This is a genomic window from Streptomyces olivaceoviridis (assembly GCF_014650115.1).
Lineage (GTDB): Bacteria > Actinomycetota > Actinomycetes > Streptomycetales > Streptomycetaceae > Streptomyces > Streptomyces olivaceoviridis.
The window spans coordinates 198464-219829 of the sequence record NZ_BMUI01000010.1 but is presented as its reverse complement, the minus strand read 5'-3'; the positions used below and the strand labels follow the sequence as shown (position 1 = coordinate 219829).

General features: G+C 74.2%; 17 protein-coding genes and 1 pseudogene. 11 read left to right on the top strand and 7 right to left on the bottom strand.

Annotated features, from left to right (window positions below):
* Positions 1–55: 55 nt before the first annotated feature.
* From IE273_RS21085 to IE273_RS21075, 3 genes are read left to right on the top strand one after another with little or no spacing between them, the layout of a single operon-like run.
* The gene (locus IE273_RS21085) at positions 56–862 is read left to right on the top strand and encodes an HlyD family efflux transporter periplasmic adaptor subunit (protein WP_189816728.1); all 807 of its coding nucleotides are present in this window, start codon (positions 56–58) and stop codon (positions 860–862) included.
* Positions 859–3081: an NHLP family bacteriocin export ABC transporter peptidase/permease/ATPase subunit gene (locus tag IE273_RS21080; RefSeq protein ID WP_189816727.1), complete on the top strand. Its 2223-nt coding sequence runs from the start codon at positions 859–861 to the stop codon at positions 3079–3081. The genes IE273_RS21085 and IE273_RS21080 overlap by 4 nt, the downstream gene beginning before the upstream one ends.
* Before the next feature lies 1 nt (position 3082).
* Positions 3083–5899, top strand: a complete 2817-nt coding sequence (locus tag IE273_RS21075; protein WP_189816726.1) for an NHLP bacteriocin export ABC transporter permease/ATPase subunit — start codon at positions 3083–3085, stop codon at positions 5897–5899.
* Here IE273_RS21075 and IE273_RS21070 read toward each other — a convergent pair.
* A complete protein-coding gene (locus tag IE273_RS21070; RefSeq protein ID WP_189816725.1) occupies positions 5896–6726 on the bottom strand; it encodes a YhjD/YihY/BrkB family envelope integrity protein in 831 nt (276 codons plus the stop codon). The genes IE273_RS21075 and IE273_RS21070 overlap by 4 nt on opposite strands.
* Before the next feature lie 193 nt (positions 6727–6919).
* Between IE273_RS21070 and IE273_RS21065 the strand changes: the two genes are divergently transcribed.
* Positions 6920–8038, top strand: a complete 1119-nt coding sequence (locus tag IE273_RS21065) for an MGDG synthase family glycosyltransferase (protein ID WP_189816724.1) — start codon at positions 6920–6922, stop codon at positions 8036–8038.
* A 238-nt stretch (positions 8039–8276) separates the two neighbouring features.
* Here IE273_RS21065 and IE273_RS21060 read toward each other — a convergent pair whose 3' ends face one another.
* From IE273_RS21060 to IE273_RS21050, 3 genes are read right to left on the bottom strand one after another with little or no spacing between them, the layout of a single operon-like run.
* Positions 8277–9056: a polysaccharide deacetylase family protein gene (locus tag IE273_RS21060; protein WP_189816723.1), complete on the bottom strand. Its 780-nt coding sequence runs from the start codon at positions 9054–9056 to the stop codon at positions 8277–8279.
* A gap of 7 nt (positions 9057–9063) precedes the next feature.
* Positions 9064–9990, bottom strand: coding sequence for a DMT family transporter (locus tag IE273_RS21055; protein ID WP_189816722.1), 927 nt, complete (start codon positions 9988–9990; stop codon positions 9064–9066).
* Positions 9991–9996: 6 nt separating this feature from the next.
* Positions 9997–10836 (bottom strand): SDR family NAD(P)-dependent oxidoreductase, encoded by an 840-nt coding sequence (locus tag IE273_RS21050; protein ID WP_189816721.1) that lies wholly within the window; start codon positions 10834–10836, stop codon positions 9997–9999.
* Between the two features lie 251 nt (positions 10837–11087).
* Between IE273_RS21050 and IE273_RS21045 the strand changes: the two genes are divergently transcribed.
* Complete coding sequence (locus IE273_RS21045) at positions 11088–12593, top strand: MFS transporter (RefSeq protein ID WP_189816720.1); 1506 nt, start codon at positions 11088–11090, stop codon at positions 12591–12593.
* A 136-nt stretch (positions 12594–12729) separates the two neighbouring features.
* A complete protein-coding gene (locus IE273_RS21040; RefSeq protein WP_189816719.1) occupies positions 12730–12915 on the top strand; it encodes a hypothetical protein in 186 nt (61 codons plus the stop codon).
* A 17-nt stretch (positions 12916–12932) separates the two neighbouring features.
* Here IE273_RS21040 and IE273_RS21035 read toward each other — a convergent pair.
* Positions 12933–13540, bottom strand: a pseudogene (locus IE273_RS21035) (flavodoxin family protein).
* 22 nt (positions 13541–13562) lie between these two features.
* Here IE273_RS21035 and IE273_RS21030 point away from each other — a divergent pair.
* The 3 genes from IE273_RS21030 (at position 13563) to IE273_RS21020 (ending at position 15558) form a co-directional block, all read left to right on the top strand.
* Positions 13563–14624: an iron-containing redox enzyme family protein gene (locus IE273_RS21030; protein ID WP_189816718.1), complete on the top strand. Its 1062-nt coding sequence runs from the start codon at positions 13563–13565 to the stop codon at positions 14622–14624.
* Positions 14625–14669: 45 nt separating this feature from the next.
* Positions 14670–15299 (top strand): HemK2/MTQ2 family protein methyltransferase, encoded by a 630-nt coding sequence (locus IE273_RS21025; protein WP_189816766.1) that lies wholly within the window; start codon positions 14670–14672, stop codon positions 15297–15299.
* Positions 15300–15393: 94 nt separating this feature from the next.
* Complete coding sequence (locus IE273_RS21020) at positions 15394–15558, top strand: CDGSH iron-sulfur domain-containing protein (RefSeq protein ID WP_103816469.1); 165 nt, start codon at positions 15394–15396, stop codon at positions 15556–15558.
* A 209-nt stretch (positions 15559–15767) separates the two neighbouring features.
* Here the strand turns inward: IE273_RS21020 and IE273_RS21015 are convergent, their stop codons facing one another.
* Positions 15768–16202, bottom strand: a complete 435-nt coding sequence (locus IE273_RS21015; RefSeq protein WP_189816717.1) for a subtilase-type protease inhibitor — start codon at positions 16200–16202, stop codon at positions 15768–15770.
* Positions 16203–16655: 453 nt separating this feature from the next.
* Between IE273_RS21015 and IE273_RS21010 the strand changes: the two genes are divergently transcribed.
* Positions 16656–18257, top strand: a complete 1602-nt coding sequence (locus IE273_RS21010; protein ID WP_189816716.1) for a purine-cytosine permease family protein — start codon at positions 16656–16658, stop codon at positions 18255–18257.
* 81 nt (positions 18258–18338) lie between these two features.
* Positions 18339–19517 (top strand): lactate 2-monooxygenase, encoded by a 1179-nt coding sequence (locus IE273_RS21005; protein ID WP_189816715.1) that lies wholly within the window; start codon positions 18339–18341, stop codon positions 19515–19517.
* Between the two features lie 204 nt (positions 19518–19721).
* On the opposite strand, the gene IE273_RS21000 is transcribed toward IE273_RS21005, so the two are convergent.
* A complete protein-coding gene (locus tag IE273_RS21000) occupies positions 19722–21266 on the bottom strand; it encodes an RICIN domain-containing protein (protein WP_189816714.1) in 1545 nt (514 codons plus the stop codon).
* Positions 21267–21366: the final 100 nt, after the last annotated feature.

Genomic DNA, 21366 nt, shown 5'->3' with positions numbered 1-21366 from the left:
GGACTCATCGGTGCCCTGAAACACCCGCGTCTCTCCCACAGGTGAGGGAAGTTCCGTGCAGTTCCGCCAACAGGCCCTCGCCAAGCTCCAGTCAGCGGAGGAGCTTGACCTCCCGGTGCGTCTCGCGCGCCCGCAGGGCTGGCTCGCCCTCGGCGTCACCGTCGTCGTCATGGCCGCCGCCTCCGTCTGGGCGGTGACCGGCTCGGTCGCCTCCACCGTGAGCGCACCCGCCATCCTCACCCACGGGCAGGGCAGTTACCTGCTCCAGAGCCCGGTGGCCGGACAGGTGACGGCCGTCCTGGCCCGGCAGGGACAGCGGCTGCCCGCGAACGCTCCCGTCCTGAAGGTCCGTGACGACAAGGGCGAGACCGTGGTCCGGACGGTCGCCGCCGGACGCGTCACCACGCTCGCCGCCACCATCGGCCAGATCATCCAGACCGGCACCGACGTCGCCGCGGTCGAGAAGGTCGCCCACGCCTCCGACCCGCTGTACGCGACCGTGTACGTGCCGGCCGAGAACGCCGCCGCCATCCCGGCGCACGCCTCGGTCGACCTGACCGTGTCCTCCGTACCGACGCAGCGGTACGGCGTGCTGCGCGGCGAGGTGAAGTCGGTGGACCGCACCGCGCAGTCCGCCCAGTCCGTCGCCGCGTTCCTCGGCGACAGCCAGCTCGGCGAGCAGTTCACCCGCAAGAGCCGCCCGGTGGCCGTCCTGGTGGAACTCGCCACGTCCTCGTCGACCAAGAGCGGCTACCGCTGGTCCACCTCGGACGGACCGCCGTTCCGGCTCGACTCCATGACCCTCGCCACCGGCTCCGTCCGGCTCGCCGACCAGCATCCCGTCGATTGGCTGCTCCCGTGACCACCGCCCAGGAGACCCGCGGTCGCAGACGCGCCGCCCCCGCGAAGCGGCCGGTCCCCAAGTCCCGTACCGGCACGGTCCGTACGCCCACCGTGCTCCAGATGGAGGCCGTCGAGTGCGGCGCCGCCTCCCTCGCCATGGTCCTCGGCCACTACGGCCGGCACGTCCCGCTGGAGGAACTGCGCATCGCCTGCGGTGTCTCCCGCGACGGCTCCCGCGCCTCCAACCTGCTGAAGGCGGCCCGCGGTTACGGCCTGACGGCCAAGGGCATGCAGATGGACCTGGCCGCCCTCGCCGAGGTGCGGTCCCCGGCCATCCTCTTCTGGGAGTTCAACCACTACGTCGTCTACGACGGCATGGGCCGCCGCTTCGGCCGGCGCGGGGTGTACGTCAACGACCCCGCCAAGGGCCGCCGTTTCGTGCCCATGGAGGAGTTCGACGGCAGCTTCACCGGTGTGGTGCTGGTGCTGGAGCCCGGCGAGGGCTTCACCAAGGGCGGGCGCAAGCCCGGTGTGCTCGGCGCGATGCCGGCCCGGCTGCGCGGCACCGCGGGCACGCTGCCCGCCGCCGTCCTGGCCAGCCTCCTGCTGGTGGCGGTCGGCGCGGCCGTACCCGCGCTCAGCCGCACCTACATCGACATGTTCCTCATCGGCGGGCAGACCTCGCTGCTGGGCGTGCTGTTCGCCTCGATGGCCGCCTGTGTGCTGCTCACGCTGGTGCTGACCTGGCTCCAGCAGGCCAACCTGCTGCACGGCCGGATCATCTCCTCCACCCTCTCCAGCGCCCGCTTCCTGCGCCATCTGCTGCGGCTGCCGGTGACGTTCTTCGCCCAGCGCTCCCCCGCCGACCTGGTGCAGCGCCTCCAGTCCAACGACCAGGTCGCCGAGACCCTGGCCCGCGACCTCGCGGCGGCCGGCGTCGACGCGATCGTGGTCGTCCTGTACGCGGTCCTGCTCTACACCTACGACCCGCAGCTGACGTTCGTCGGCATCGCCGTGGCCCTGCTGAACGTGGTGGCCATGCGGCTCGTCGTACGGCTGCGCGCGACGCGCACGGCGAAGCTGCGCGCCGACACCGCACGGCTCACCAACACGTCGTACACCGGCCTCCAGCTGATCGAGACGCTGAAGGCGACCGGCGGCGAGGACGGCTACTTCCGCAAGTGGGCCGGGCAGCACGCCGGCACGCTGGAGGAGCAGCAGCGGCTCGGCGTGCCGAGCGCGTGGCTCGGCGTGGTCGCGCCGACGCTGGCCACCTTCAACAGCGCGCTCATCCTGTGGATCGGCGGGATGCGCGCGGTGGAGGGGCACATCTCGGTCGGTCTGCTGGTCGCCTTCCAGGCGCTGGTCACCCGCTTCACCGCGCCGCTGACCCGGCTCAACGGCGTGGCGGGCCGCATCCAGGATTTCGCCGCCGACGTGGCCCGGCTGAAGGACGTGGAGAACTTCCAGGCCGACCCGCTCTACGCCCGCCCCGGCGGGGGCGACTCGGCCCGGCGGCTGCACGGGCACGTCGAACTGGAGAACATCACCTTCGGCTACAGCCCGCTGGACCAGCCGCTGCTGACCGGCTTCGACCTGACCGTCGGCCCCGGGCAGCAGGTGGCGCTGGTGGGCGGCTCGGGCAGCGGCAAGTCCACGGTCTCCCGGCTGATCTCGGGGCTCTACACGCCGTGGGACGGGGTGATCCGCATCGACGGCCGCCGACTGGAGGACATCCCGCGCGGCGCGCTCGCCGCCTCCGTCTCCTTCGTCGACCAGGACGTCTTCCTCTTCGAGGGCTCGGTCCGCGACAACGTGGCCCTGTGGGACCCGTCGATCCCGGACGAGGCCGTGGTGGAGGCGCTGAAGGACGCGGCGCTGTACGACGTGGTGATGCGCCGGCCCGGCGGCATCCACAGCAGGGTCGAGCAGGACGGCCGCAACTTCTCCGGCGGGCAGCGCCAGCGCCTGGAGATCGCGCGGGCGCTGGTGCGCCGGCCGAGCATCCTGGTGCTGGACGAGGTGACCAGCGCGCTGGACGCGGAGACCGAGCTGGTCGTGATGGACAACCTGCGGCGGCGCGGCTGTGCCTGCGTGGTGATCGCGCACCGGCTGAGCACGGTCCGCGACAGCGACGAGATCGTCGTCCTCCAGCACGGCACGGTCGTGGAGCGCGGGCGGCACGAGGAGCTGGTGGCGCGCGGCGGCGCGTACGCGGCGCTGGTCAGGGAGCGGTGAGATGACCTCCGTACACGAAGGGGACCTCGTCCTGGGCGCACTCGGCTCGCTCGGCACGCGGTTCGACTGCGCCGGTCTGAGCCGCCTGGACCTGGAGGGTCCGCAGGTGCTGTGGCTGGTCGCGGCCGGCGCCCTGGACCTGTACGCGGTGGACGCCGCCCAGCAGGGCCACTGGCACCACCTCGGCCGGCTGGAGGCGGGCACGCTGCTGCTCGGCCCGGTCGCCGGCCCCCAGCACACCCTGGTGGCCCGGCCGGTCCGGGACTGCGTGGTCCACCGCGTCAACCTGCGCGAGCTGTACCAGCCGGCGCAGACCCAGACCTGGTCGTACGACGAGTACGGCAACCCGCAGTACGTGCCGCCGACGTCGAGCCCGCTGGAGTACGCGCTCGCCCTCGGTGTCGGCCGCGGCCTGTCCGTCCTGTTCCAGGCCCCGCTGGCCGAGGAGCGGGCGACGGCCCCGGCGGACGACGACGTGTTCTGGATGCAGGTGCCGCCGGGCAGTGTGCAGTACGGCTCGCTGTACGGCGCGGAGGCCGCCGCCGATCTGCTGGTGGACCCGGCGCTGTGGCAGAGCATGGTGGACCAGCAGTACCGGCTGCTGACCGCGCTGGACCGGTGGATCGAGCAGCTGGAGCGCACCCACGAGACCCGGACGGCCGCCGGCATCAAGGCCGGTGAGGCGGTCCGCGCCCAGGCCGACCGGACCCTGCTGGCCTCCATCGGCAAGCGCTCCTCGCGCCGTACGACGGGCGCCGACGCCGACGCCACGTACGCGGCCTGCAAGCTGGTCGCCGAGGCGGCCGGCATCCCGCTCGCCGAACCCGCGCAGAGCGGCACGGAGAGCGACCGGCTGGACCCGGTGGAGCGGGTGGCGCTGGCCTCCCGGGTGCGGACGCGGGCCGTCCGGCTGAACGGGCGCTGGTGGCGGGAGAACCTGGGCCCGCTGGTCGGCCACCGGGCGCTGTCCGGGGCGCCGGTCGCGCTGCTGTGGCGGCGCGGCGGCTATGTCGCCGTCCACCCGGGCACGGGGCGCGAGACCCCCGTCGAGAAGGCGAACGCGGAGGAGTTCGAGCCGCGCGCGGTGATGTTCTACCGGCCGCTGCCCGACAAGCGGCTCGGGCCGCTCGGGCTGCTGCGGTTCAGCCTGCGCGGCACCCGCGCCGACCTGGTGAACCTGCTCCTCGCGGGGCTGGTGACGGTGGCGATCGGCGCGCTGGTGCCGATCGCGACCGGCAAGGTGCTCGGCGAGTACGTGCCGAGGGCTCAGGAGGACCTGATCGTCCAGGTGTGTCTGGCGGTCATGGTGAGCGGGGTGGTCGCGGCGGCGTTCACGCTGCTGGAGAACCTGTCCATCCTGCGCCTGGAGGGCCGGATCGAGGCGGCGCTGCAACCCGCCGTCTGGGACCGGCTGCTGCGGCTGCCCACCCGTTTCTTCACCCAGCGCTCCACGGGCGAGCTGGCCAGTGCCGCGATGGGCATCAGCACGATCCGGCGGCTGCTGGCGGGCGTCGGCCCGGTCGTCGCCCAGTCGGTGACCGTCGGCGCGATGAACCTCGCCCTGCTGTTCTGGTACAGCCCGGCGATGGCGACGGCCGCGATCGGGATGCTCGTCGTCATCGCGGCGGTGTTCGGCGGGCTCGGACTGTGGCAGGTGCGCTGGCAGCGGCGCCTGGTGGTGCTCGGCAACAAGCTGAACAACCAGGCGTTCCAGACCCTGCGCGGGCTGCCGAAGCTGCGGGTGGCGGCGGCGGAGAACTACGCCTACGCGGCCTGGGCGCGCCAGTTCGCGCACAGCCGGGAGCTCCAGCAGAAGGCCGGCCGGATCAAGAACCTCACCACGGTCCTCGGCGCGGTCTACCTGCCGGTGTGCACCCTGCTGGTGTTCATGCTGCTGGCGGGCCCGGCCAGGGGGGCGATGTCGGCGGCGGACTTCCTCGCCTTCAACACCTCGGTGACCATGGTGCTGACCTCGGTCACCCAGCTGACCGGCGCGTTCGTGTCGGCGGTGGCGGCGCTGCCGCTGTTCGAGGAGATCAAGCCGGTGCTGGAGGCCACGCCCGAGGTGCGCACGGCGAGCACCCGCCCCGGCCCGCTGTCCGGCGCGGTGGAGGCCCGCCGGCTGTCCTTCCGGTACGCCGACGACGGCCCGCTCGTGCTGGACGACGTGTCCTTCGCCGTACGGCCGGGCGAGTTCGTGGCGGTCGTCGGCCCGAGCGGCTGCGGCAAGTCCACGCTGCTGCGCCTGCTCATCGGCTTCGACCGGCCGGTCTCCGGCAGCGTCCTGTACGACGGCCAGGACCTGGCGGCGCTCGACCAGTCCGCGGTGCGCCGCCAGTGCGGGGTCGTCCTCCAGCACGCCCAGCCGTTCACCGGCTCGATCATGGACGTCATCTGCGGCACCGAGCCGTACACGCCCGAGGAGGCGATGGCGGCGGCCGAGCTGGCGGGGCTCGCGGAGGACATCCAGCGGATGCCGATGGGGCTGCACACGATCGTCGCGGCGGGCGGAGCGGTCTCCGGTGGCCAGCGGCAGCGCCTGATGATCGCCCAGGCCCTCATCCGGCGCCCGCGCATCCTGTTCTTCGACGAGGCGACCAGCGCCCTGGACAACGACACCCAGCGCATCGTCATCGACAGCACCCGCAAGCTGAACGCCACCCGGATCGTCATCGCCCACCGGTTGTCGACCGTCATGGACGCCGACCGGGTGATCGTGATGGAGGACGGCAAGGTCGTCCAGCAGGGCACGCCGGCCGAGCTCCTCGCGGACACCGGGGGCCGGCTGCACGAGCTGGTGCGCCGGCAGCTGGCCTAGCCGGGCTCCTCCTCGTCACCCGGCTGGGCCGGCTCGTCGTGGTGGTGGGACGGCACCCAGTGGTGCTCGGTGAACCAGCGGCCGAACAGGGCACCGCCGTAGATGACGAAGCCGACGCCGATGAGCCAGGACTCGACGACGAGCACGGTGCCGACGGCGCCGTAGCTCAGGGCGTTGGTGACGATGAGCGGGGTGAAGACGAGGTAGGAGAAGGCGCGGAGGCCGGCCAGGCCGATGATCGTGGCCACCGCGCCGGGCAGCAGTGAGCGCCAGTGGACCTGCCCGCCGAGCAGGAAACGCTGCCCCCACCAGAAGAACAGCACTCCGCTCAGCGCGGAGAACACGATCCGCTGCGTCCCGTGCAGCGTCGACTTCGTCGCGACCTCCTCGTAGAGGTACGCCGTCAGCACCACCAGCCAGGTCGCCTGCCGCCACACCCGGTGCCAGGGGCCGGACGCCAGGCCCCAGATCCGCTCATAGGCGTTCTGCACGCTGCCGCCGAAGGACACGCCGAACACGGCGAGCAGGACGCCACTCCACACGCTGGTGGTGCCGATGACCTTGCGCGGGGGGCTGATGACGTCGGTGATGACGTGGGCGGACCGCCCGGACAGGCCCATGCCGTCGGTGAGCCAGGAGGCGAAGCCGCCCCGGACCAGCGGGTCGGCCGCGGCGACCACGATCAGCAGCGGGGCCAGCGTGACCAGGGCCAGGGTGGCGAAGCCCATGGCCCGGTGCATCAGCTCCAGCTCCCGGCCGTGCTCGAACAGGGCCTGGACCCGCAGCCACCGCCACGCGCGGTGCAGGCCGCGCCGCAACCGCCTCACGGCTCCTCCCGCCGCTCGCCGCCCACCACACGCTCTCCTGTGTCGATTCATCCAGCCTGGCACGCGCCGCGCGACTCGCAGCCGGAGGGCGGGCACCGGCCCGGGGCGCTGCTGCGGACGGGTGACCGTCCGGCCGGCGACACGGCCGGCGGGTGCGCGGTTTGCGCCTCGCGGCGGCGGAGAATCGGACTCCGTGCCTACCACCGAGGACGCGCCGGGCGGCCGGCTGCGCATGCTGATCCTGAGCGCGAGCATGGGAGCCGGTCACGACACCGTGGCCGCCGAGCTGGCGCGGCGGGCCGCCGACCGGGGGCACGAGGCCCGGGTGGCCGACGTGCTGGCGCTGCTGCCGTACGGGCTGGGTACGGGACTGCGCCGCGGCTACCAGGCGTCGGTACGGCACCTGCCCTGGCTGTACGGCGGCGTCTACGGCGCGTTCCTGCGCGGTGGGCCCGGCCGGCGGCCCAGCGGGGTCCCGCTCGCCCGGCTGGCCGGGGACCGGCTGACGGCACTCGTGGACCGGATGGGCGCCGACGTGGTGGTGTCCGTCTTCCACCTGGCCGCGCAGCTGACCGGGCATCTGCGGGAGCGGGGCGGGCTGCGGGTGCCGAGCGCCGTGTTCCTGCTCGACTTCGCGGTGCACCGGCAGTGGCTGCATCCGGGCAACGACCGCTATCTGTGCGTCACGGACGCGGCGGCGGCACAGGTGCGCCGGTCGCTGGCCGTGCCGGTGGTCACGACCGGCCCGGTGGTCGCGCCCGCCTTCCGCGCGCCGGCCCCCGGAGCGGCCCGCTGGCGGGAGCGGTTCGCCCGGCGGGCGCCCGGCCGGCCCCCGGTGCTGCTGTCCGCCGGTGCCTGGGGCGCGGCGTCCCGCCCGGCCGCCACCGCCCGACTGCTGGCGGCGGCCGGCTATCTGCCGGTGGTGCTGTGCGGCCGCAACGAGCGGCTGCGCGCGCACGTCTCCCGGGAGCCGGCGGCGCTGGCCCTGGGCTGGGTCGAGGACATGCCGGGCCTGCTGGCCGCCTGCTACGCGCTGGTGGACAACGCGGCCGGTCAGACCGCCGTCCAGGCCCTCGCCGCGGGCCTGCCCGTGATCGCCCACCGCCCGCTCCCCGGCCACGGCGCGGACGGCGTGCGCCGCATGACCGAGCTGGGCCTGTCCGAGCCGGCCCCGGACGCCCCCGCCCTGCTGGGGGCGCTCGGGCGGCTCGGGGAGCACACCCGGGAACGCGCGGACCGGGTGGCCCGCGGGCGCGCCGTGTTCCGAGGGGAGGCCCTGGACCGCGTAACGGAGCTGGCGACGAACCCGTGACCGGGCCGGGGCCGGACGCCCGGGAGCCATGGCCCGGACGGGTTGCGTGGGGTCGGCCCGGGGCGGGTCGGGGTCGGGGAGGCGTGCGGCACCGCGCCGACCGGCGCCGGTCCCTGACCGACACCATCGACACACCGGTGCGCCGGCAGCCCTCCGCTCCGGCGGCGAAGCCGCTCCGTGCTCGCCGGGAGACCCCCACGGTCGGCTCACCGCACCAGCCGAGCCCGAGCGGCGCCCGTCACCCCCCCGCCACCCCGGCCGGCACCACCATCCCGCCCGGAACCGGAACCGGCCCGTGGTCACGCAGGGGCCCCACCACCAGCCCCGCCTCGCGGCAGTCCCGGACCACCGTCGGCAGGGCCGTCAGGGTCGCGTGCCAGCAGCCGGGGGCCGAGTGGCGGTCGGAGTCGTGGAGCAGGACGGTGCCGCCGCCGCGCAGGTCCGCGGCGACCCGGGCCCGTACGGACGCGGGCGTCGCGTCGGCGGTCCAGTCCCTGCCCCATGCCGACCACAGCACCGTCCGCAGTCCGGCCCGCCGGGCGGCCAGCCAGCGGCTCGTGGTGAGGATGCCGTACGGCGGGCGGTACCACCGCGGGCGGTGGCCGGTGAGGTCGTGCACCGCGCGGACGGTCCGGGCGACCTCCTCGGCGTCGCGGGCGAACGCCGGCCACCAGGGCCGGTCGTGGGTCCAGCCGTGCACGCCGAGCTCGTGCCCGCGCCGTACCGTCTCGCGGACCAGCGCGGGATGGCGCACCGCCTGCTCGCCGAGGACGAAGAACGTGGCCCGCACCCCGAGCTCGTCCAGCGCGTCGAGGAAGCGCGGGGTCGACACCGGGTCCGGTCCGTCGTCGAAGGTGAGCGCGATGTGCCGGCGGGGCCCGGTGCCGGCGAGCCCGGGGAAGAGCGGCAGCCGTACGCCCGGGAGCCAGGTGGCCGCCGGGCCGATGTGGGCCGCGGCGACCGCGGCGGGCAGCAGGACGGCGGCCGTCCGCACGGCGCGGCCGGACACGAGGGACATGGGTGACCTACCTCCTCGGGGTGCGCGGGACGGCGGCGGTGGAGCCGGAGGACTCCTCCGGGTCGGTGGCGTCCCACTCCCCGCCGACCGACGGCGAGTGGACCAGGCCGATGCTGCCCGCGCCGATGAGGGCGACGCCGACCGCCTCCGGCAGCAGGCTGAGGCCCAGGTGGATGGTCTCGCCGAACAGCACCCAGCCGAGCACGACGCTGGTGAGCGCGTCGCCGAGGGTGAGGGCGGGCTGGGAGGCCGTCAGCGAGCCGGCCCCGAGCGCGCCCTGGAGCAGCAGGAACGCGACGAGTCCGGCGGCCCCCGTGGCGTACAGCGACCAGTGGCCGAACATCTCCGCGGGCCCCTGCCCGAGCCGCCCCACGGCCTCCTTCAGCAGCGCCGCGGTCGTGGCGAAGGACACGGCGGAGGCGAGGCCGAGCAGCGCGGCCCGCGACGCGCCCCGGGTCGGGCGCGCGACCACCACCAGCAGGACGACGACGCCGAGCGCCCCGCCACCGCCCAGCAGCCAGTCCTCCGGCCGCGCGGTGGGCCGGCCGGCGGACGGCGCCGCCGCCAGGAGGAACAGGGCCAGTCCGCCGGCGAGGGCGACGAACGCCAGCCAGGTGCGGGCTTCCGGGCGGCGCCGGAAGACGACACTGCCCACGGCCAGCGTGAACAGCAGTTCGGCGGTGAGCAGGGGCTGGACCAGGGACAGGCTGCCCACGGCCAGCGCCCCTGCCTGCAACAGGCTCGACAGCCCCAGCAGTCCGGCGCCCGCCAGCCAGTAGGGTTTGCGCAGCAGATGGGCGAACCGGCGCAGCGCGGACCCCGCCCCACCGTCCTGGTCCGGCTCCTCCTGCACGGCGGCCCGGCGCTGGAGGACCGACGCGGACGCGTTGGACAGGGCCGCGAGGAGGGCGAGCAGCACCGTCAGCGCCATCATGGCCGCTCATCCGAAGCGGGCGGCGAGCCGCCGGTAGAGTCCGGGCGCGGCGCCGCGCACCCGGGCGGGCAGCCGGAGCCACCCGGGGACGTACACCTCGTCCCGGCCGTGCAGGACGGCGGCGCAGACCGCGTCGGCCACGCGTTCGGCGGACACGGGCCTCGGCCAGGCCCGGGTGTAGGGGGTGCCCCGCCGGTCGAAGAAGGGGGTGGCGACCACGCCGGGGATGACATGGCTGACGCCGACCCCGGTGCCGCGCAGTTCGTACCGCAGGCAGTCGGCGAAGGTGGCCAGCGCGGCCTTCGCCGCGGAGTAGACGGCCTCACCGCGCACGCCCACGCTGCCGGCGAGGGATCCGATGAGCACGACGCGTCCGGTTCCGGCGGCGACCATGTGCGGCAGCACGGTCCGCACCAGGTGCACGGTGGCGAGCAGGTCGACCCCCACGATCTCGTCGATCCGCGCGGCCGGCATGCCGGCGAAGTCGCCGGCCCAGCCGACGCCGGCGCCCGCGACGAGCAGGTCCAGCCGTCCGAGGTGGTCCAGCGCGAGGCCGGCGAGCCGGCGGTCGGCGCCGGGCCGGGTCAGGTCGGCGGGCAGCGCGACCGCACCGGCCTGTGCGGCCACCTGCTCCAGTCGGGTGACGTCGCGTCCGTTCAGGGCCAGCCGCCAGCCGCCCTCGGCGGCCAGCCGGCGGGCCACGGCCGCGCCGATGCCCGAGGAGGCGCCCGTCACCAGGGCGGCACCGCCCCGGCCGGGGCAGGGGGCGGTGTTCGCCGTTCCGGCCGGGGCCGGCAGCGGCCGGGTGTCGTTCGACGGTCCTGCGGGGGACGGGGCATGGGACATGGTGACGACCTCACTGCGACGGCGTTGCAACGGGCTCGCGAACTGTCGGGGCCGAACCTTCGCGGTGTATCCAGGGCGCCACACACTGAAACTCCGCGCACGGCGAAGTGGGCCGCAATAGAGAAACGTTGCCGTTTCGATCGCGGTGACTTAAGCTCTAGGTGTACGAAACAGTTTCGTTTATGAGCTGTTCACCTTCTCGTACCCGTCTGCCGTCCCGTACCCGAACGACTTCCCTGGAGTAGTTCCGCATGCCCGAGAAGACCCTGGCCGAGAGTTCCCGCGCGGGAGCCGTGGCGCCAGAGCACACCGAGGCCTCGCCCAAGCGGTGGTGGATCCTCGCGGTCATCGCGATAGCCCAGCTGATGGTGGTGCTCGACGCCACCATCGTGAACATCGCCCTGCCGTCCGCCCAGACCGACCTCGGTTTCTCCGACGGCAACCGGCAGTGGATCGTCACGGCCTACGCGCTGGCCTTCGCCTCCCTGCTGCTGCTCGGCGGCCGGATCGCCGACATGTTCGGCCGCAAGACCGCCTTCCTCATCGGCGTCGTCGGCTTCGCCGCGGTCTCCGCGCTCGGCGGCGCCGCGAACGGCTTCACCATGCTGGTCGTGGCCCGCGCCCTCCAGGGTGTCTTCGGCGCGCTGCTCGCGCCCGCCGCGCTGTCGCTGCTCAACACCACGTTCACCGACGCCCGGGAGCGGGCGCGCGCGTTCAGCGTGTACGGCGCGATCGCCGGCGCGGGCGGCGCGTTCGGTCTGCTGCTCGGCGGTGTGCTGACCGACGCGCTGGACTGGCGCTGGACGCTGTACGTGAACGTGGCCATCGCGGTCGTCGCCTTCGCGGGCGGCTGGCTGCTGCTGAGCAACCACCGCGACGCGGCGAACGCCAAGCTCGACGTCCCGGGCACCGTCCTGGTCGCCGCCGGCCTGTTCTCCCTGGTCTACGGCTTCTCCAACGCCGAGACCCACGACTGGGGCTCTCCGCTGACCTGGGGCTTCCTGCTGGCGGGCGGGGTGCTGCTGGCCGCCTTCGCCTGGTGGCAGACCCGGACGGCGCACCCGCTGCTGCCGCTGCGCATCCTGCTCGACCGCGACCGCGCGGCCTCCTTCCTCGCGGTACTGATCGCCGCCGGCGGCATGTTCGGCGTGTTCCTCTTCCTGACCTACTACCTCCAGCTCAACCTCGGCTTCAGCCCCACGAAGACCGGTGTGGCGTTCCTGCCGATGGTCGGCGCGCTCATGGTGACCGCACAGGTGGGCACCACCGTCCTGCTGCCTCGGACCGGCCCCAAGGTGGTCATCCCGCTGGGCTTCGCGGTCGCCACGGCCGGCATGGCCTGGCTGACCGGCATCGGCCTCGGCTCCCACTACCTCGGCGCGGTGCTCCCGCAGCTGATCGTGATCGGCGTGGGCCTCGGCCTCGTCATGCCGACGGCCATGCAGCTCGCCACCGGCGGGGTCGCGGCCGAGGACGCGGGCGTGGCCTCCGCGACCGTCAACGCCATGCAGCAGGTGGGCGGCTCGATCGGCACGGCCCTGCTGAACACCCTCGCGGCGAGCGCGGCCACCGACTACCTGGCCGGCCGGGACGCCACCAGCAAGCTGGTGCAGGCGCAGGCCACGATCGAGAGCTACACCACCGCCTTCTGGTGGTCGGCGGTCCTCTTCGGCGCCGGCACGGTCATCGCCTTCCTCTGCTACCGGCGCGGGGTGCCGCGGCAGGACGCGGGCGCCGCACCCGTCGTCCACATGTGACAGCCGTCGCCGTCCAGGCCCGGGGGGCCGCCGTCAGCAGGGAGACGGCGGCCCCCCGCCCTGTCCGGGGCACGCTTGGGACGCCTCCGGCGGGTAACCCGCAGTAGAGATCACCTCGCCGACGGAAGGAGACGCCATGCCCGGCGGGAACGGCCACGACGACCACGACGACCACGAGGACCGGCCGGAGACGGCCCTGGAGGAGGTGCTCCGGGAGGTCGAGGAGGCCGAGAAGCGCGACGAGGACCAGTCCGCCTCGGGCGAGGCCGGGGACACCATCACCCCGAGCCCCACGGCGCAGGAGCAGGCGAAGGGCGACTGAGGAAGGGCGACGTGAGGTCAGCCGGGCGGCGCGCCCACGGGGCGCTCCGCCAGCGCCCGCGCCACCCCGTACAGGTTCGCCGCCATGGCCCGGCCGGTGCGGTGCGACCAGTCCCGGCCGCGTTCCTCCTCCAGATAGTCCGGGCCGGGGCCGGGGCCCAGGTGCCAGTACGTCCAGGCCTGCCCGGGGACGGTGTGGCCGATGTCGGCGAGGGCGCCCTGGATCTCGCTGATCACGTGGTGGGCGCCGTCCTCGTTGCCGGTGACGACCACACCCGCGACCCGGTTGTAGGCGACCGGGCGGCCCTCGTCGTCGGTCTCGGAGAGCATCGCGTCCATCCGCTCCAGCACCCGCTGCGCGACGGACGAGGGACGCCCGAGCCAGGTCGGCGAGGCGATCACCAGGATCTCGGCGTCCAGCAGCTTGCGGTGCACGGCCGGCCAGGCGTCGCCCTCCCGCACGGCCTCGCTGACCACACCCGGCTCGATGGGCAGGTCGACGGCCCGCAGGACCCCACGGCCACGCCCCGCTCCGCGAGCTGCTCGGTGACGACCCGGGCCGGCGCCTCGGTGTTGGACGGGTCCGGTGACCTCTTCAGGGTGCAGTTGATCACTAGTGCTTTCATCCGGGGCGGGTACCCGGGCCGCATGAACCACCACGTGCGAGGACCCCTGCTGCCCCCGCCCCGAGGCCCGCTCTCCGCCGCGGTCACCGCGTACCTGCGCGGCACGGGCCCGCTTCCCGACCCCGAGGGCGCCGGGGCCGCCGATCCGTACGGCGACGACCTCCAGCTCGCCCTCTACCTCTGCTACGAGCTGCACTACCGCGGCTTCGCCGGTGTTCCGCCGGAGACCGAGTGGGACCCGGAGCTGCTGCGGGTCCGCGCCGCGCTGGAACACCGCTTCGGTGCCGCGCTGCGCGCCGACACCCCGGTCCACGACAGCCTGGACGACGCGCTCGCCGCCCTCCTGGTCGAGCCGGCCGAGGGCACGGGGGTCACCCACTTCCTGTGTGCCGAGGGCGAGCTGTGGCAGCTGCGGGAGTACGCGGCGCTGCGCTCGCTGTACCACCTGAAGGAGGCCGACCCGCACGCCTGGGTGCTGCCGCGGCTGTGGGGCCGGGCGAAGGCGGCGATGGCCGCGGTGGAGTACGACGAGTTCGGCGGCGGCCGGGCCGAGCGGGTGCACGCGCGCCTGTTCGCCGACCTGATGACGGACCTGGGCCTGGACACCACGTACGGCCGCCACCTGGACGCGGCCCCGGCCGAGATGCTGGCCGTCGTCAACCTGATGTCCCTGTCCGGCCTGCACCGCGACCTGCGCGGCGCGCTGGTGGGCCACTTCGCCGAGGTGGAGATCACCTCCTCGCCCGGTTCCCGCCGGCTGGCCGAGGCGATGCGCCGCACCGGCGCCGGCCCGGCCGCGGAGTTCTTCTACGACGAGCACGTGGAAGCGGACGCGGTGCACGAGCAGGTCGTCCGGCACGAGGTGATCGGCGGACTGCTCGCCGAGGAACCGGAGCTGGCACCGGACATCGCCTTCGGGATCGACGCGACCGAGTATCTGGAGGACCGGCTGGCCCGGCGGCTGCTGACGGACTGGCGCGCGGGACGGTCGTCCCTGCGGACCCCCCTGGACTCCCCCGTGCGCACAGCCCCGGGCTCCCCCGCGGGGACACCCCTGGAACAGGAGGTTTCCCATACATCCTGATGACCGGGGTACCCGCGCGACGTGATCGCTTTGGTGCTTCCGGGTGTGTACGCCCCGCAGGACGATACGGAGCTGCTGGCCGAGGCCCTCCACGAGGAGGCGCCGCCGCCCGGCGCCCGGGTGCTGGACGTCGGGACCGGGAGCGGGGCGCTGGCCCTGGAGGCGGCCCGGCGGGGCGCCGAGGTGACCGCGGTGGACGTGTCCCGGCGGGCGGTGTGGACGGCCCGGCTGAACGCGTGGATGACCCGGCTGCCGGTGCGCATCCGGCGCGGCAACCTCTTCACACCGGTGCGGGACCGGACGTACGACCTCATCCTGGCGAACCCGCCCTACGTGCCGGCGCCCGACGCCGGGCGAGGGCCGCACGGGCGGGCCCGGGCCTGGGACGCCGGGCGCGACGGGCGGCTGCTGCTGGACCGGATCTGCCGGGACGCGCCGGCGCTGCTGCGCCCCGGCGGGGTGCTGCTGATCGTGCACTCGGCGCTGAGCGGTTCCGACCGCACCCTGGAACTGCTGCGGGCGGCGGGCCTGAAGGCCTCGGTGATCCGGCGCCGCTGGATCGCCTTCGGCCCGGTGCTGCGCTCCCGGGAGGACTGGCTGCGCCGGAGCGGGCTGCTCGCACCGGCCGAGGACAGAGAAGAGCTGGTGGTCATCCGTGCCGAACGACCCTGCTGAGACCGCGGACTCCGCGGCGGCCTCCGCCGACTCCACGGCGGACACCGCCCCCGCCGGCCCGACGGCCGGCGCTCCGGCCGACCGGGCGCGGCGGATCACCGTGCAGCGACGCGGGCCCCTCCTCGTGGAAGGGCCCGTGGAGATCGAGCTGGAGGACGGGACCACGGTCTCCTCGGACCGCTTCCGCGTCGCTCTGTGTACCTGCCGGCGCAGTCGCCGCTACCCCTGGTGCGACACGAGTCACCGGCGCAAGGCCTGAACAGCTCGTTGAAACCGATTGTTTTTTGCCGCTCCCCGGGCGGTCCCCCACGGACCGGCCCGGGGAGCGGCTGTGTGCCCGGGGCCGGCGGGCGGCCCCACTCCGCCCGCCGGCCCCGGCGCGAGATCGCAGGTTCCCCGCTCCAGGGGGCCGCACTCCCCAGTTGCGGGCCTGATCCGGCGTCCACGGGGACCCGTGCGATCCCGGTCCTAGAAGGCGAACAGACCGCCGCCGACGGCATCCCTCATGCACGCGTTGCCGAAGCCGCGCTCGTAGGCGACGCGCTTGCCCTGCCAGACACCCTGGACGGTGACGACGACGGGGTCGTGGACCTTGGCGCACATCACGTCGTCGGCCGGCTTCAGCGCGTCCGGTTCGCCGCCGACGCCGCGCAGTTCGGCGCAGGCCCGGGCGGCGGCCGGATGGGTGCCGGAGGCGGTGGGGGCGCAGGTGAGGGTGACGGCCCGCTCCGCAGTGGCCGTGGCCGCGTCGTCGCCGTGGCCGGTGGTGAGCACCAGCGCGGAGGGGGCGTAGAGCGACGACGGGGCGGCGCCCGGTGCGGCGACGGCGGCCCCGGTCAGGGGTCCGCAGACGGCGGCGGCCGTGAGGCCGAGGGCCGCTGCCCAGCGCGCGGTGTTCCGCATTGTGTGCATCCTTCCGCTCGAACAGTCGGGTCGCCGGCTCCGGTCCGGTCGGGCGCCGGAGCGGCGAGCGCCACTCTGCCGACTCCCTGGGGGAAACTCACATCGAACCCATGGGTTTCAGTAACCTTTCGTGTTGAATCAGTGGCGTGAAGTAACGGAATTCGAACGTCGTGACCCCGGAACCAAGCGGTTGCCCCCTTACGGAAGCAGCCAGGTGGCCGAAAAGCAGCTCTTCGTTAATCGTCCTGAAACACTCCGGCTCCGACCGCGTCGCACTCCTTCATGACTCCTCGTGTTCATGAAGTGATCACCAGACGCCGGTGTCCCCGTCGCCCGGCCCATGGGCGATTCATCCATGAGCGGCGCGAAATTTGGATGAAGCGTCCTCTGGATCACAGAGTTCCGCCCGCCGTACCGTCAGCGCACCCCGCTGCCGTCCCCGCTGGAGCGCCCGTGTCCGCACAACCCGCACCACCCACCGCGTCCGCCTCCTCGTCCGCACCCGCCCTGACCGAGGTCGAGGCCCACGGTGTGGAACGCATCCCCGACGCCGACCGCACCGCGACCCCGCTGGACCTGTTCCGGCTCGCCTTCGGCGGCGCCAACACCTTCTCCACCTGTGTCCTCGGCGCCTTCCCGATCCTGTTCGGGCTGTCCTTCTGGCAGGGCCTCGCGGCCACCGTGCTCGGTGTCCTCGCGGGCGCGCTGATCCTGTGCCCGATGGCGGTGTTCGGCCCGGTCAACGGCACCAACAACGCCGTGTCGTCCTCGGCGCACCTCGGTGTGCACGGCCGGGTGGTCGGTTCGTTCCTGTCCCTGCTGACCGCCGTCGCGTTCTTCTCGCTGTCGGTGTGGAGTTCGGGCGACGCCCTGGTCGGCGGCGCGCACCGGCTGTTCGGCCTGGAGCGCGGCAACCTGTCGTACGTCGTCGCGTACGCGCTCTTCGCCGGTCTGGTGCTCGCGGTGTGCGTCTACGGCTTCCGGTTCATGCTGTTCGTCAACAAGATCGCGGTGACCTCGGCGAGCGTGCTGTTCCTGCTCGGCGCGGTCGCGTTCGCCGGTGACTTCGACCCGTCGTACGCCGGGGTGTTCACCGCCTCGGCGGACGCGGCGACGCGGTCGATGTTCTGGCCGTCCTTCATCGGCGCGGCGCTGATCGTGCTGTCCAACCCGGTGTCGTTCGGCGCGTTCCTCGGCGACTGGTCGCGCTACATCCCGGCCGCCGCCCCGCGGCGCCGGGTGGTCGGGGCCGCGTTCCTGTCCCAGCTCGCGACGCTGCTGCCGTTCGTGTTCGGTCTGGCGACGGCCAGCATCGTGGCGACGAAGGCGCCGAAGTACGTCGACCCGGCCGCGCCGGACTTCGTGGGCGGGCTGCTGGCGATCTCGCCGAGCTGGTTCTTCCTGCCGGTGTGTCTGCTGGCGCTGATCGGTGGCATGTCCACGGGCACGACCTCGCTGTACGGCACCGGCCTCGACTTCTCCTCGGTGTTCCCGAGGCTGTCGCGGGTCCAGGCGACGCTGCTGGTCGGTGTGTTGTCGATCGCGTTCATCTTCGTCGGCCGGTTCGGCCTGGACCTGGTGCAGTCGATCTCCACCTTCGCCACCATGATCATCACCTGCACCACGCCCTGGATGGTCGTGATGATGCTGGGCTTCTGGACCCGCCGCGGCTGGTACGACCCGGACGCCCTCCAGGTCTTCAACCGCCGTCAGCGCGGCGGCCGTTACTGGTTCGCGCACGGCTGGAACTGGCGCGGCATGACCGCGTGGTGGGTGTCGGCGCTCATCGGTGTGCTGTTCACGAACATCCCGGGCCAGTTCGTGGGTCCGCTGGGCGATCTGGCGCACGGCGTCGACATCAGCCTGCCGCTCTCGCTGGCGACGGCCGCGGTGCTCTTCCTGGCGCTGCTGTGGCTGTTCCCCGAACCCCGTGCCGCGTACGGCCCCGAGGGCGCCCGGCTGGTCCGTACGGTCGAGGTCCCGGTGCCCCCGATCACCGGTCCGGGAGCCACCGTCGACGCTCCCGCGCCCGTGCCTGCGGGCGGGGCCGGCTGACGTGGTCCCGCGGCGCGCCTCCGACGTACCGGTCGGTATCGTCGGGGGCGCACGCGGCCGACGACGCGCGGGAGTTGACGGATGGCACAGCACTGGGCGGACTTCCAGTACGAGATCTACCTGAACGGGATGACCGGGGCCGTCCCCCGGCTCCCCACCGACCTGACCCGGCTGGAGGAACTGGCCGAACACCGGCTCGGCCCGGGCCCGGTGGGCTATGTGGCGGGCAGCGCGGGCGACGGCGGCACGGCCCGCGCCAACCGGGCGGCCCTGGCCCGGCGCCGGATCGTGCCGCGCATGCTGCGGGACGTGCACGAGCGCGACCTCACCACCGAGGTGCTCGGGCGGACCCTGCCGGCACCGCTCGCCCTCGCTCCCGTCGGCGTGCTGTCGATCATGCACCCGGACGCCGAGACCGCCGCCGCCCGGGCCGCCGCCGCACAGGGCGTGCCCTACGTCCTGTCGTCGGCGTCGAGCACGCCGATGGAGCAGGTCGCCGAGGCGATGGGGGACGCTGAGCGGTGGTTCCAGCTGTACTGGGGCAAGGACCGCGAGGTGACCCGGAGTTTCCTCGCCCGGGCCCGTGCGGCCGGCTTCTCGGTGCTGGTCGTCACGCTGGACACCCCGCTGCTGGCGTGGCGGCCCCGCGATCTGGACCAGGCCTACCTGCCGTTCGTGCACGGCGTGGGCACCGCCAACTACTTCACCGACCCGGCGTTCCGGGCGGGCCTCGCCAAGCCGGTGCACGAGGACCCGAACGCGGCGGTGCTGCACTTCCTCGGCCTGTTCGGGGACGCGAGCCACACCTGGCCGGACCTGGCCTTCCTGCGGGAGCACTGGGACGGGCCGATCGTCCTCAAGGGCGTCCTGCACCCGGACGACGCCCGGCTCGCCGCCGACGCCGGGATGGACGGTGTGGTGGTCTCCAACCACGGCGGCCGGCAGGTGGCCGGTTCGGTCGCGGCGGCCGACGCGCTGCCCCGGGTCGCGGACGCGGTGGGCGACCGGCTGGCGGTGCTGTTCGACAGCGGGGTGCGCACCGGCGACGACGTCTTCAAGGCCCTGGCCCTGGGCGCACGGGCGGTCCTGCTCGGGCGCCCGTACGTCTACGGCCTCGGCCTGGACGGCCAGGCGGGCGTGGAGCACGTCATCCGCTGCCTCCTCGCGGAGTTCGACCTGACCCTGGCCCTGTCGGGCCACGCCCGCCCGGGTACGGTGACGCGGTCGGACCTGGAAGCCGACGGCGGCCCGGCCTCCTGAGGGCCGCGGGCCGGTGCCGGTGTGCGGCCCGGCCGGGAGACGGGCGGCGCTGTCGCCACCGGGACCGCGACCGGGGCCGCCCATCTGCCGCTGCGGGTCCGAAATCCCGGCGGGCACCGGAGCGTCGGGGCCTCGCGTGCCTGATGCCGGTGCCGCTGCCGGTCAGCGACGGGCAGGCAGCCGGTGTGGCGACCAGCCGCAGCCCTACGCTCGGCCGCCGGAGACCCACCGTTGGCCGACGGACCCGTCCCGGACCTTGACGACGAGGTCGGCCCCCGCCTGGTCGCCGCCGGCGGCGAGCGCGAGCGTCGGGTCCCACCGCGGCAGCAACTCGCCCGGCGCGGTGAGGTCGTAGCGCACGTCGTCGCCCCGTTGCGACCCGGCGCCGGCGCAGCGGCCGAGGAGCACCACGCCGGCGTCGGCGTGCGAGTCCAGGCACAGACCGGTGCCGGCGGCACTGCGCAGCAGCCCGTCGGTCCCGTACGTCCACCGCTGCGTGGCCGAGCCGGAGCACTCGGCGAGCACGGCACTCGCCCCCGCCTCCGGTGTGCCCTTGACGTCCAGGCACCGGCCGGCGGCGTTGCGCAGCGGACCCGGCCGGCCGGCGACGGGCAGGCCCGGGGTGCCCGAAGGAGCCGACGCGCCGGGGGCGGCGCTGGTGGCGACGGGGGCGGTGCCGTCGTCGCCGTCCGGCCGCACGCCGACCGCGAGGACGGTGGCGAGCAGCCCGGCCGAGGCCACGCCGACCCCGGTCAGCAGCGTCCGGGACGACCAGGCGGTGCCGGGTGCGCGGTGCGCGGACACTCCGGCGAGGAACCGGGCCGGCAGCCCCCTTCCGCCCTCCTCGGTGCCGCGCCGGACGCCGCCGCGCCGGCGTCCGCCGGACCGCCGGGAGCCGCCGCGGGCGGGGCCGGGACGGCGGCCGGGGCGCGAGTCGAGGTAGCGGCGGGCACCCCAGCCGAGCACGGCCTCGGCGAGCAGCACGCCCAGTGCCGCGTCGGCGTGGCCGAGTTGCTCGGCCGCGTGCCGGCAGTAGGCGCAGCCGGCCAGATGCTCCTGGACGTCGGGCAGCAGCGCGCCGCCCCGGCGGATCGGGACGTCGAGCAGGCGGTTGTAGTAACGGCAGTCCTTGCCGGGCGCGAGTTCCCGGTGGGCGCGTACCAGGCCCTCACGGAATTTCTCCCGGGCCTGTTCGAGCGCGGCGGCGGCGTTCCGGATGTCCACGCCGAGCAGTCCGGCGGGCACGTCCAGCGGTTCGGCCTCGACCTCGACGTGCCACAACAGGGCCCGTTCCAGGCGGGACAGGCCGTGGAAGGAACGGTCGGAGAGGGCGCGGTTCTCCGGTACGAGCGGTTGCGCGGCCCGCATCCCGCGGCCCCCGGCGGATTTGCCGAGTCCGGGGAGCACGGCGGTGATCCGGTCGGTGCCGGACCAGTTCAGGACCGTGTCACGGACGGCCACCAGCAGGCGGGGCCGCAGCGCGTCGGCGGGTTCGCCGAGCGCCAGCCGGCCGAGGACCTGGTGGAAGGCGGTCGCGGTGACCATGTGGGCGAGGGGTCCGGAGGCGGCCAGGCAGATGACCGCGTACTCCTGGGCCGGCTGCCAGTGCCGGGCCATCAGGAGGGCGGCCGACCGGGAGGCCTCCGCGTCGGAGCCGGCCCGCAGCGGGCCGGCGAGGAACTCGTCGGATTCCCCGGGATCGGCGCCGGACGGCGGATAGGGAGGACGAGGGGGGTGGGGGGTGAGCACGGAGCGGATTCCTTCTGGCGCGTGTGCGAGCGGGAAATTCACCGCGTTCGAACCCTTGCACAAGTGCCACACGGGCAACAAGGCGCACGGAAGACATCAG